General features: G+C 43.5%; 7 protein-coding genes. All 7 read right to left on the bottom strand.

What is annotated here, in order from left to right; all coding sequences use genetic code 11:
* Window positions 1–57: 57 nt before the first annotated feature.
* The 7 genes from ACFSR6_RS21630 to ACFSR6_RS21600 all read right to left on the bottom strand — a co-directional run bounded on the left by ACFSR6_RS21630 (window position 58) and on the right by ACFSR6_RS21600 (window position 12,475).
* Window positions 58–1,230 carry a glycoside hydrolase family 88 protein gene (locus ACFSR6_RS21630; protein ID WP_379082887.1) on the bottom strand — a complete coding sequence of 391 codons (1,173 nt, stop codon included), beginning with the start codon at window positions 1,228–1,230 and terminating at the stop codon, window positions 58–60.
* Window position 1,231: 1 nt separating this feature from the next.
* Window positions 1,232–2,419, bottom strand: coding sequence for an alginate lyase family protein (locus ACFSR6_RS21625; RefSeq protein WP_379082886.1), 1,188 nt, complete (start codon window positions 2,417–2,419; stop codon window positions 1,232–1,234).
* Window positions 2,420–2,429: 10 nt separating this feature from the next.
* Window positions 2,430–4,889 (bottom strand): glycoside hydrolase family 2 TIM barrel-domain containing protein, encoded by a 2,460-nt coding sequence (locus ACFSR6_RS21620; protein ID WP_379082883.1) that lies wholly within the window; start codon window positions 4,887–4,889, stop codon window positions 2,430–2,432.
* Window positions 4,890–4,950: 61 nt separating this feature from the next.
* The gene (locus ACFSR6_RS21615; protein WP_379082881.1) at window positions 4,951–7,593 is read right to left on the bottom strand and encodes a glycoside hydrolase family 2 TIM barrel-domain containing protein; all 2,643 of its coding nucleotides are present in this window, start codon (window positions 7,591–7,593) and stop codon (window positions 4,951–4,953) included.
* A 152-nt stretch (window positions 7,594–7,745) separates the two neighbouring features.
* A complete protein-coding gene (locus ACFSR6_RS21610; RefSeq protein ID WP_379082879.1) occupies window positions 7,746–8,840 on the bottom strand; it encodes an endo-1,4-beta-xylanase in 1,095 nt (364 codons plus the stop codon).
* Window positions 8,840–10,669, bottom strand: a complete 1,830-nt coding sequence (locus ACFSR6_RS21605) for a glycoside hydrolase family 2 protein (protein WP_379082877.1) — start codon at window positions 10,667–10,669, stop codon at window positions 8,840–8,842. The genes ACFSR6_RS21610 and ACFSR6_RS21605 overlap by 1 nt, the downstream gene beginning before the upstream one ends.
* Before the next feature lie 102 nt (window positions 10,670–10,771).
* The gene (locus tag ACFSR6_RS21600; RefSeq protein WP_379082875.1) at window positions 10,772–12,475 is read right to left on the bottom strand and encodes a RagB/SusD family nutrient uptake outer membrane protein; all 1,704 of its coding nucleotides are present in this window, start codon (window positions 12,473–12,475) and stop codon (window positions 10,772–10,774) included.
* Between the last annotated feature and the right edge of the window lie 5 nt (window positions 12,476–12,480).

The raw sequence follows: 12,480 nt of genomic DNA, 5'->3' as shown, positions 1-12,480 counted from the left end.
GAGGTATTGATTTAATTTTTGCCACCGGGACGCGTATTTGCTTCCCGGGCTGCACTTTTACTTTTTACTTCTAAGTAAAGCTTCCAGGTAATAATAATCAGCATAATTGATGGGCACATCGATTTCGGATTTCGCCGGACGGTGCCCGGTGCTATGTTCTAAGATGAAGCCGTAGTTTGTACCAATTTTACTGGTATAGTTGGTACTGAGCGAATTTAAGATCTTGTTGGCCGCAGCTTTATATTTTTGACCATGGCTACTGTATTTTGCCAGTTCGTAAAGTGCAGAAGCCGTAATGGATGCTGCAGAGGCATCTCTTGAGGCATCGGGGATTTTTGGATCGTTGTAATCCCAGTAAGGGATCCCATCGGCCGGGGTAATTTTATTGTTTAAGATAAAGCTTGCAATACCATCGGCCTGAGCCAGATATGCTTTATTTTTAGTTTCGCGGTAACACATGGTATACCCATATAACGCCCAGGCCTGCCCCCTTGCCCAGGCCGATTCGCTTGCATAACCCTGTGCGGTTACTTTCTGGCGCACATTACCGGTTAAAGTATCGTAATCGACCACATGATAAGAACTGTAATCGGGCCTGAAATGGTTTTTCATGGTGGTATTGGCATGTTTTACCGCAATTTTATAAAAAGATGAATCGCCGGTTAAGCGGGTGGTTTCGAACAGGAGTTCAAGATTCATCATGTTATCGATAATTACAGGGTATTTCCATTTATCGCCATTGTGGTCCCACGATTTGATTACACCTGCCGTGGCATTAAACCTGGTGGAGAGTGATTTTGCTGCCTGTATAATGACGGTTTTATAAGCAGTATCGCCGGTTAAGCGGTATCCGTTACCGAAGGGGCAGTAAATCATAAAACCCAGATCGTGCGTTCCTCTGTTAAACTGCTCTTTTTTAATGTCTTCGGTATATTTTTTAGCCAGGTTGAGCCATTTTTTATCTTTAGTATATTGATAGAAATACCAAAGCTCTGCCGGGAAAAATCCACTGGTCCAGTCTTTTGAGGCCACCATTTTAAACTGTCCGTTTTCAACAGTACGCGGCGAAACCAGGTTAGGTTTAATTTTTCTTGCCGAATCTACATTTTTGATCAATACCTCGGTTTGTTGAGCGGCCGATGCAAAAGCCCTGGCCACATTTACCTGTTGTGCCTTTACCGTACTGAAAGACAATATACTTAAGGCTGTTATTATTAATTTTAGCTTCATATTATAACCAGATTAATGGGTTGCGGATGGGTAAATTCCTGATGACTTCTTCTACCTGTGGCTGGTGGTCTAATTTTGCCCAGGTTTGGTACCAGCTGGACTGATTAAACTCTACCGCACCAAACAATAAAAAAGGTTGTGCAACCGGCCAGTTATTCCAGTACATCACATCAGGCTTTAAGGTCCACTTGCTTTTATCAGCGATAAATGGATACAGGTAATTGATTCCTTTTTTGATTGACTTGCCATCGGCAGTTTCAAAGTTCCAAAGGTTATCTTTTGGGCTTGACAGGATTTGGCAGAGCATGGTCATGGCATCGAGGTTAAAGATTGAATAACCATAAGGCTTTGTTCTGGCCATTTCCAACGGAAAACTGCCGTCAGTTTCCATCTGGCTGGGCAGCAAAATGGTTTTATAACGGTTACGTAAGGAATCGAGCATATTTTCGTCGCCACAAAGTTTGGCAAATGAGGCCACCTGCATGGCCCAACAGGTAGCATGGTTGTTTTTGACGGTTTTCTCCTGGATGCCCGGTTTACTCGTATTTAACCATAAGGTGTAATCGGCAAACCATTTTTTAACACCCCTGGCCGTATTTGGGTCAAAAGCTTTAGCTTTTTGCATCACATAAGCACCTTGCGCCACTTCCATTAAATGAATGGTATCGATAATGCCATAATTACGGCCGGTAAATTTACCTTTTACGGCCTGCGCAAAAAGCAGGTTGGGGTTCATTAACGTTTCGGCATTGATAAACCAGGCCTGAAAATGTTTAACTGCTACCCGAACATATTTTTCATCGCCGGTAATTTTATAGGCAGAAGCCAAAGCGCCGATAATCTTGCTGAAACGCACCATGGCTTTACGGTGGTCAAGAAAGTTATCGGGATTGGTTAATCCGTCCCTGTTGATGTAGGGTCCGTTAGGGTTTTGAGGATCGGGCCAGAAATAATCGGCTTCGGAGAAAAAATCATGTTTCCCGCCTGCACTTCGTGCGGAAGATGAAGCGGTTACCGTTATTGGCTTTTGTTGCATGGCCCAGGCAGCCTCGGCCAGGATCTGCTTTTTTAGCAGTGCCGCCGCCTTTTTTTCGAATTCAGTTCCTTTCGGATCTGGCTTTTGGGAGGCATATACCGTTCCGGTGAAAAAGAGCAGTGCGATGAACGTATATGGGATAAGTTTTTTCATGGGTTAACGATTATAATGTTGTAAAAACAGTTTTCAATCCTTCGGCATGTACGGCTACCACACTCTGCCCCTGGTTTAATTTCACCTTGATTATGGCCCTGCCATTATAAGCCTGTACTTTCCGTGACCCTGAAGAAGTTCCCTGATTATCAATTAATTTACCATCGCCAGTTAAACCAAATGTTATCCAGTTGATGGCATCTGAACATAACCGGCCTTGCTCATCAAAAAGCTTCACTTCAACGGTGGCCACATCACCTTGCTGTTCGATTTTCTTCAACACCAATGCAGCCGGTTTGGTCCATTTTTCGGTCTGATAAGTAAAATTAATTTCATCAGTGACCGTCTCTTTACCTTTTTTGGCAATGACTTTTACCGTATTTTCGCCTTTAGCGAAAGGCAGGTTCCAGCGCAGGCCGGCAGCAGGAAAATCCTGGCTGTTGCGTTTTTTGATGCCATAGCTTTTACCATTTAAGAAGATCTCTGCTTCGCTACAGTTCGAATAAACCTTAACCATTTTTTGCTCTCCTTCATTACCCCAGCGTACCGGCCAGGTATGCCCGTAAATGTGTGCCATCGGTTTTTCTGTCCAGTAGGATTGGAAAACATAATAGGCTTCTTTTTTGGTGAAATCGCGCTCTACTACCCCTTTCTGATTGACGTAGGGCACAGGGTTATCAGGACGTACAGGCGTAGAAAAATCTTTAAAGGGCCAGTAGGCAGTTCCACTTAACCAGGGCATATTTTCCTGTTCTTTTAAATGCCAGTCGATTAAGTTGGTGATGTAGGATTCGCTCCAGTCGCCATCTTTGGAAACCCTGGCGGCACCACCGTATAACGAGGCATCGCCAGCCCTTTCATCGGCACTGCCTCCGGTCTTTATTTTACTTAAGGCTTTATCAGGATTTTCGGAATGACGCAGTGCATGACTATCGCCACCCCACTCTACATGTAAAAAACGTTTCACCTTGGCAAACTCGTCTTCCGAAGCTTTTTTATAATCAGTATAAGCACCACGGTACCAACCGGCCCAAATGGAAGGCGAATACACGTCTACAATATCGCTGCAAAAATCGCAACGGCGGATGGCTGTGTAACGGGATGGATCGAGCTGGTGTGAAAGGTCGTTCAGTTCTTTCATAAAAGCCCTGATTTTTTCCTTATCAAATTCAGGAAAATCGCCCGGCCAGTCGTTTTCGTTGCCCATGCCCCAGATAATAATGGCCGGATGGTTATAGTGTTGCTCTACCATATTGGTGAGCATTCTTTTGGCCTGTTGTTTGTAAATATCGCCACCTAAACCGCCACGGCACCAGGGGATTTCTTCCCAGACCACAATCCCCAAGCTATCGCAAAGGTTTAATACAATGCGCGATTGCTGGTAATGGCCCAAACGGATAAAATTAACCCCCATATCTTTCATCATCTGCATTTCCTGGCGGATCATCCCCTCAGTCATGGCTGCTGCCACACCTGCATGATCTTCATGGCGGTGTGTGCCACGCAACAATAAACGTTTTCCGTTCAGCTTAAAAGGTCCTTTCTCTACAAATTCGATATGACGGAAACCGATTTTTTCTTCTCCTTTGTAATTGCCTGCTGTGGCGGTTACTTCATATTGCAAGGTATACTGCAGTGGCTCATCAGTACTCCATAAAACAGGCTTTTTAATTTCGATATCCCAGAGTGTTAAATCATTGGAAATTTCTATTTTTTTATCTGTTTCCTTTACAACTTTGCCATTCGGCGCAACCAATTTTAATTTAATACCTGCACTGCCAACATGACCGGGATTATAAAACCTGGCTTTAACACTTAACTTACCCAATTTGCCCTGCCCATCTACCTCTGCTTTTGCAAATAGCTGATCAACTGAAAGCGGCGGTGTGTAAACCAGGTTAAGGTAGCGGTAAATACCGCCGTAAACATTAAAATCAGACAGGTTGGAAGGGATCATTTCGAGGTCTCTGGAATTATCAGTCCTTACTGAGACCGGAACCTTGCCTTTAAACTGTTTCTGATAAACATCGGTCTTTTTAAAAGCAGTTACCGCATCGGTAATATCAACCTTCCATTCGTCGTAGCCTCCAACATGCGTAGCCACTTTGGTGGTATACACATAAACCTCTGTTTTTTGCCCTGCACCTTCAAAATGCAGGATCGTTCTGCCGTTTTGATAGGGGTTAGAGATGTTAAGTTGTGTACGGTACCAGGCCGGCCCCTGGTAATAGTTTACATCAGGATCGACCGCATCTTCTGCATTTACACAATGTGGCAAACTTACTTTCTGCCAAAGGGGTACCGCCTCCGGATTGCCCATACCAACAGGGCGAACGGCTTCCCAGATTCCGCCCAAATCCTGCTTTAAAAATTCCCAATTGTTATTTAAACGAACTGATTGCTGCGCAAACAACAACTGACCGGTGAAGAGCGTAATGAATAAAGATATACGGGCAATTTGCTTTAACATGTGGGATGGATATTAAATTTTTAAACGTCAATCGATAAAAAAGGGTTCATTATTTTATGGATTAATAGATTTTTCTAAGCTGAATGGCATTTAACACGGGTTTACCGGCTATGGGTTTAAAATCAATCGAAATGCCTTTTCCATTTTGTACGGTAATCCGGGTGGTTTTCTTCACTGCTGTGGTATAACCAAAATCTGCGGCCAGGTTTAGTTTGGGCAAAAATGCCGTTCCATTAATGGAAACATCAAAAACACGTTGCTCCTCCACCTCTTTTTTGTGGTTATTATCTAAATTGTAAGCCAAGGCTTCTTTGGTTTCGCCACCAACCAATTCGGCAAAATGAAGTGCAAGGTCGTACTCGCCATCAGGCACATCGAATTTAAACTGTTTAATGTTTACCTGCTGCGTTTGATAAACCGGATCGTTACCGGTACCCAAAATATTTTTATCGCTGCCATAGGTAATCCGGTTATTGGTTCCTTTGTAAGGCTCGCCCCCTATCCAACCCCAGGCACCCGGTTTATAAGTTTGGCCGGGTATCCAAACCTGATGTTCTTTCTCGTCGATATAAAAGCGTTTGGCTCCTAAAAGGATGTTGATGTTTTTAAAAGGAACCCGGTTATCGTTAAAGGTAAAAGGCTGCAGCTGGAAATAAATCTCTGCCTGATCGTTCTGATCGCCCGAAACCACGCGTAGTTGATTTTTCCCGTTGGTAAAAGGTACCTGCCAGTCGATCAGGTGATCAACAGCATCTTTTATACCCAAACTTTTACCATTAACGAAAAGTTCGGCAGATTTTAAGTTCGTAGCGATTTGAACTGGCTGGGTGCTGGTTAAAGCAGCTGAATCGGCTATACCTGTGCGGTCTTGCCATGCCGCAGAGGTAATTTTAAGGTAAGGCTGGCCCAATAGATAAGCCTGATATAGGAAATACGTATCTTTTGGTTGCCGCCCAATCATTAACAAACCTTTATTGTTGATGTGCGGCATCGTTTCTTCGCGTGTTTCGGAGTTAAAGTCGGCCAGGTTCCAGGCTATTCCGCCCGCTACAAAAGGCCGGCTCAGCATGGCATTTAAATATACCTGGTTAAATTTGAGGCCATACTCTACACTTTTATCGAAACGGATGGGCGAAAAAGACCGGATCCTCGGATCGGCATCAGCCCCGTATTCGGTTACCATAAAGGGGGTATTGGGCAACTCTTTATGGTGGCGGTCTAAAAATTTGCCGAAATCTTCCGGAATACCCGAATACCAGCCAGAATACAGGTTCCAGCCCACAATCATTGGGATTTTAGTTAAACCTACTTTATTATAAATATCCCAGGCGCCGTGGTTAACCAAAAGGGTATAACGTGATGGGTCCAGCTTACGGGTTAAACTGTCGAGTTTTTGTGCAAGCTCGCGTACGTGTGTAAAATAAACCTGCTGACGGGCTTTATCATTCGAAAACTTTAAGCGAAGCAAAATCTCGTTCATGTATGCCCAAATGATCACACTGGGGTGGTTGAAATGCTGCCTGATCATTTCCGTTTGCATATTTAAACAGTTGCTTGTAAAAGCTTCTGTTTCGGTAATGGTATTTACCACCGGAATTTCTACAGAGGCCAAAATGCCCAGGCGGTCGCAGGCTTCTAAAATCTGTGGATCATGCGGATAATGCGCTACCCTTAAAAAATTCCCGCCCATGGCCTTAAGCAGCTCAATATCCCTGATCTGCAACGCATCGGGTGTGGCATTACCCCGGTTTTCGTAATCCTGATGACGACTTGCACCGATGATTTTCAGGGGTTTATCATTTAAGAAAAATCCTTGCTCGGCATCAAATCTAAACCAGCGGAAACCGAGTGGATTAGCTACCTGATCGATTACAGCTTTGGTTTTAACATCTATAATTTGGGTAACCACGCGGTATAAGTAAGGGTTTTCCGGCGACCATAATTCGGGCTTTTGAACCGATTTAATGTCCTGAATGACCGTTTTATTTTCGTTTTTATTGATCGTTACCGCACTGGTTTGCTTGTTAACTACACTGCCTTTTGCATCAAAAATAGTGGTTGTAACCTGTACCTTTTGTACAACAGCCAAAGTGTTATCAATAGTGCTTTTAACCTGTACATTTGCAGTTAAAGCCGAAACCTGTGGCGTAGTGATAAAAACACCACTGCTTCCATGGTCTTTCTGTGAAAAATGCACCGGATTGGCTATTAATAAGCTTACGTTACGGTATAAACCACCAAAAAAAGTGAAATCGGCCGTTAAAGGGGGAATGTCTTCGTTGAAACGGTTATTGGCCCTTACTTCGATTACATCATCCTTATAATTGAGATAGGCAGAAATGGGTACGATAAAACGGGTGTAACTGCCGATGTGTTTGGCTGCAGAACGGCCATTTACCAAAACTTCTGCTTCCTGCGCCACACCGTTAAAAACCAAAAATACAGCTTTGCCTTTTACGCTTTCATCGAGCTTTAGTTTGCGTTTATAAATGCCCAAGCCACGGTAATAACCAGGCACATCATCTAATACATCTTTATCGTTCCAGGTATGAGGAAGATCTACCCGCTCTACCGGCCCGTTCTCTTTGTTAAACTCCCACTGATCGTTTAAACTGATAATTTTCCGTCCACCATCCTGGGCAAAACCCGTTAAGCCTGTAGTTGCTGCAATAAGTAGTAAAAAAAGTGATTTCGCTTTTAACATTCGTTTAGTTTTTCAATTCGCTTTATTGGGCTCGTGTTACTATGTTTTTTTTGACCACAAAGGCGCCAGGTTGTTGTGGTTTATTTCTCCTTGGCTAAATCCCTTTTTTTGTCACGGAGACACGGAGGCCACGGAAAATTTTCCTGTTCGCCTTATTTAACGCCGTCTAAAATTCCCTGATAAGCTGCCTTTCGCTGGTATTGCGCATCAAAAGGCAATGGCCAATCAGGACGGTTATAATTTGATGGGATCCAGCTATCGGCATCGGTAACATTCCATTGCGTAATGCCATATTGCTGACTTTTAGGGATGGCATTATAGGCTTTAACAATGGTTTTATATTTTGCGGCCTGTTGCTCGCCCAATGCAGTGGTATAGGTCATGGATTGCAGGTTATCAGGATTTAAAGAAATATCGATCTCTGAAATGTGGATTTTTAAACCTGTTGCCGCTGCTGTAGTAATAGCGGCACTTAGATTGGCATCGCTCTGCGTAACGCGGGTATGCATCTGGAGGCCGATACCATCAATGGGAATGCCCTTATTTTTCAAATCTGTAACCAGGTTCAGGATTGCGGTACGTTTGGTAGGGCCAAATTCGTGACCATAATCATTGTAAAACAGTAGCGCGTTTGGATCGGCTTCATGTGCGTATTGAAATGCCCTGCCAATATAATCGACACCTAATTTTTGTAACCAGATGCTTGGCCGCATGGTGCCATCTTCGTTAACGGCTTCGTTTACCACATCCCATGAGGCTACTTTACCTTTAAAATGCCCTACAACGGTTTGGATATGGGTTTTTAAGAGATTTTCCCATTCGGCCGTGGTACCCTGGAAATTATTTACCCAATCTGGTAATGATTTATACCAGTTCAACGTGTGGCCATGTACTCTTTTGCCATTGGCTACGGCAAAATCAACCAGGTAATCGGCATCGCTCCAGGTGTAGGTATCTTTTGACGGATGTACGGATGCAAATTTCATGGCATTTTCTGCCGTAACACTATTAAACTCTTTAATAACCAGATTGCGGTAATTAGTATTGCTTTTTAACAGACTTACATTAACAGCAGCGCCCATAGGGAAAGGCATACTTTTTAACGTAACTTCTGCTGTTGATTGCGTTGGTGTTACCGTTCCGGGATCGATACTGGTGCTTTTGTATTTGGCACAGGAAATGGCTAACAGCGCCACCGGAATCACGACTTTCGAAGCGAAACTAATTTTCTTTAATCTGTTCATCATTATTTGTATTTAAGCTGCATTTGGTCGTAAAAGTCTTTCAGCACATAAAAAGCCTTCTTTTTCTTGCCTGTTTCGCTGATTAAGCCTTTACGGTTCCAGAAATTCTGGTAAATGGGGTGTTGTCTTCTTGGCGACCTGAAATCGGTTAAGATCCATGGCGTCATGCCGCGTAAAGCGCCAATTTTGGTGAGCATGGTAATCTGGTTTTTATACAATGCTTCCTGGTACTCTTCACTCCAGCGGGTATTTTCATCAGCATGGAAACCTCCCAGCGCATCGCCGCCAAACTCGGTAATCACCACTGGTTTTTTATATTTGATGTCGAAATTGTACTTGGTAATTTCGGATGGATTGCCACCCCAGTACCAGCCGGCATATTCATTAAAACTAACCAGGTCAATTTTTTCGCCCAGTGGATCGTTTAAAATGATGTTGTTCCCTTCGCGGTGTACCTCTAAAGCGGCGGCTACCAAACGGGTATCATCCAGTGAGCGGGCGGTTTCGGCCAGGTTGCTCATAAAACTCAAACGGGCATCGCTAAGCGGGGTCTCATTGCCGATTGACCAAACTATTACACTTGCCCTGTTTTTATCGCGTACAATTAAATCAGTTAATTGCTGTTTTGCATTGGCATAGGTTGCCGGGTTGGTCCAGCTGATGGTCCAGTAAACCGGTACTTCGGCCCAAACCAATAACCCCATTTCATCAGCAAGGCGAATCATTTCTTCGTTGTGCGGATAATGCGCCAGGCGAACGTAGTTACAGTTCATGTCTTTTGCCCATTGCAACATCATGCGCATATCGCCCTCGCCACGTAAACGGCCAGCCAAAAGAGGGTTCTCATCATGTAGCGATATTCCCCTTAAAAAAACAGATTTACCATTTAACAGGATGCTATCGCCTTCAACACGGATGGTTCTGAAACCAATTTTATCGTTAATATTTTCCTTATCGGTTTTAATATTTACGGCATATAATTTTGGCGTTTCCGGCGACCACAGGCTTAAATTATTCCAGATAAACTCATCTGCAACTTTACCCTCGCCATCTGTTTTGTATTTCTTTTCCAGCTTCAGCTCAGGAATAGAAAGCGTTATTTCCTGTCCGGCGGTGGCATCTGCAAGTTTTACCGAAAAATTTAACAGGTTATTGTTGCCTTTAACCAGTTGAAGTTTATAATCGCTGATAAAATGCTCAGGAAATTCGGCTAAAAAAACGTCGCGCGTAATGCCCCCGTAATTCCACCAATCAGTGTTTACCGTTGGAATTTCATCCTGTTTGCGAATATTATCTACTTTAAGTACAATGGAGTTTTCGCCAGCTTTTAAGTTATTGGTTACTTCGAACTGGAAGGGGGTAAAACCACCTTTGTGCACCCCTAATTTTTTACCGTTCAGGTAAACGTGCGCTTCGTAATTTACCGCACCGAAATATACGAAATACCTTTTCCCCTTTTCGGGTTTGGCATCGAACTTTTTGCGGAGCCAGACATTGCCTTCGTAAAGTTCTAATTTTTCGGATTGCGAGTTCCAATCTCCCGGAACATTCATTTGGGGTGAATGGTCAAAATCGTATTCGATCAGCTCCGATTTATCTTTCTGAACCCTATCGTCAAAATACCCCCCTGTTCCCGTTTTCGATTGATCAAACGGATCATGACGGTAATCGTAATACCCATTTTCGTAAGGATCTATAATATAATTCCATTTACCATTAAGGCTCTGGATTTTCCGGCCCTGAATGTTTTGTATAGCGGTAACCTGACCGTAACTGATTGATGAAAGAAGCGAAAAGCAGATTAAAAATGCGCTATAGGTTGTTTTCAGCATAACTTAAGTTTTAATAAATTAATTGATCGTTCCCAAAACTAACAATTAATTAACGGACGATGTTCCCACCATCGGCCTAAATTTGTGGAATTTAGTTTTTTATTAATATCCTGCATTTTGTTTGAGCGATGGCGCCCTGTTTAATTCGTTTTGTGAAATTGGATACAGATAATTTTTTGCGGTGAAAACCCTGTTTTCGACCACAAAGGGCTGGTAGCTATAAACGCCTGGAGAAACCAGGCTGATTCGCATACCGGTTACATTTTTGTTGAAACTTGTTTCGCCTTCTTTCCATCTTCTCACATCGTAAAAACGGTGTTCTTCGAAACATAACTCTACCCTGCGTTCGTTACGGATCCGCTTACGGAGTTCTTCTTTTGTTGGCGCCACGTAACCGTTTCCGGCCGGATTGGTTGTTTGTAAAGCTGGCATGGCTACCCCTGACCGGTTACGCAGTGCATTTAAACTGGATAAAATCTGTGGTAAGGCTGCTGTACCCTGTGCTTCGTTTAGTGCTTCGGCATAGTTTAACAACACTTCGGCATAGCGGAAGAAAATCCACGGCCTGCGCACATTGGTATTGGAAGAGTTATTCCATACGGCGCTTTCACTTAAAAACTTACGTAAATAGTATCCGGTTTTTGTGGCGTTCACATTTAAACCCAAACCATCTTTACCGCCAACAAATGTTTCAACGGGTTTACTTTTAAAAGTAGAGCCATTATACATAATGGCAAAATTCAATCGCGGATCTCTGTTTGCATACGGATTTGATGCATTATAACCCGAAGCAGCGTCGCTAATTGGACGCCCGGTTGTTTTCATTTCAAAGGCATCAACCAGTTCCTGCGTAGGGTTGGTGCGACCGTTTGCCCCATCATAACTAATGGGTGCATTATTGGTTTCGATGCTATTGGTATTAAGGGTTTGTGTAGCAAAAATAACTTCGGTATTATAGGCCGCTCCTGATACGTTCCACAACCAGATATTCGGATAAGAAGAATAAATGGCATGTTTGCCCGTATCCATTACCCGCTTGGCGGCATCGGCAGCAGCCTGCCATTTAGCTGCATCGCCATTGGGGTTGTATTGTGGGCTTGCCGCATACAGTAACAACCTCGCTTTTAACGCCATTGCGGCCGTTTGAGTTGCCCTGCCCCTGCTGGCCACCGCCCAATCAGTTGGTCCTAATGGTAGCCGGGCAATTGCCGAATCGCAATCTGAAGAAATCTGCGCCACACACTCATCAAAAGTGTTTCGTGGCAAATCTAAATTCTCATCGGCATTTAAAACCCTGGTAACCAATACGGCACTACCATAGCGTTTTACCAGTTCGAAGTGAAAGAATGCCCTTAAAAAGAACGCTTCGCCACGCAATCGCGCAATATCCTGGGCAAAGGTTAAACCATCAGAAGGGATAATGGCACTTTTTGGCGCATTAACCAAAAACATATTGGTTTTACGGATGCCGGTATACATTGCGGTGTACACATCATCTACTACCCTAACAGGGCCCCAGGTACCGTTATTCAAAATATTAATGTTTGAATTAAGATTGGAATTTACTGCCTCATCACTACCGGAAGCCAACATAGCCCCATCATTATCGAGACTATAGCGATCAGAAAGTGTAGCATAAATATTGTTTAAAAAGTTCCGGGCAAAATCAGGATTTGCCCAAACCTGGGCTTCTGAAACATCGCCGTTTGGCGTAACTGCACCATCTTGCAAAAAACCATCTTTTTTACAACCTGCCAGATAAATTGCTGATGCGGCAAGAAGTACGTAGCATATATTTTTTTTCATCTTGT

Origin of the sequence: Pedobacter vanadiisoli (genome assembly GCF_042684385.1) — a bacterium.
Lineage (GTDB): Bacteria > Bacteroidota > Bacteroidia > Sphingobacteriales > Sphingobacteriaceae > Pedobacter > Pedobacter vanadiisoli.
This window is presented reverse-complemented; position numbering and strand designations above follow the sequence as displayed.

Excerpts from the sequence above, each read along its gene's own strand:
- ACFSR6_RS21630 (WP_379082887.1), bottom strand. The coding sequence starts at position 1,230 with ATGAAGCTAAAATTAATAATAACAGCCTTAAGTATATTGTCTTTCAGT.
- ACFSR6_RS21625 (WP_379082886.1), bottom strand. The coding sequence starts at position 2,419 with ATGAAAAAACTTATCCCATATACGTTCATCGCACTGCTCTTTTTCACC.
- ACFSR6_RS21620 (WP_379082883.1), bottom strand. The coding sequence starts at position 4,889 with ATGTTAAAGCAAATTGCCCGTATATCTTTATTCATTACGCTCTTCACC.
- ACFSR6_RS21615 (WP_379082881.1), bottom strand. The coding sequence starts at position 7,593 with ATGTTAAAAGCGAAATCACTTTTTTTACTACTTATTGCAGCAACTACA.
- ACFSR6_RS21610 (WP_379082879.1), bottom strand. The coding sequence starts at position 8,840 with ATGATGAACAGATTAAAGAAAATTAGTTTCGCTTCGAAAGTCGTGATT.
- ACFSR6_RS21605 (WP_379082877.1), bottom strand. The coding sequence starts at position 10,669 with ATGCTGAAAACAACCTATAGCGCATTTTTAATCTGCTTTTCGCTTCTT.
- ACFSR6_RS21600 (WP_379082875.1), bottom strand. The coding sequence starts at position 12,475 with ATGAAAAAAAATATATGCTACGTACTTCTTGCCGCATCAGCAATTTAT.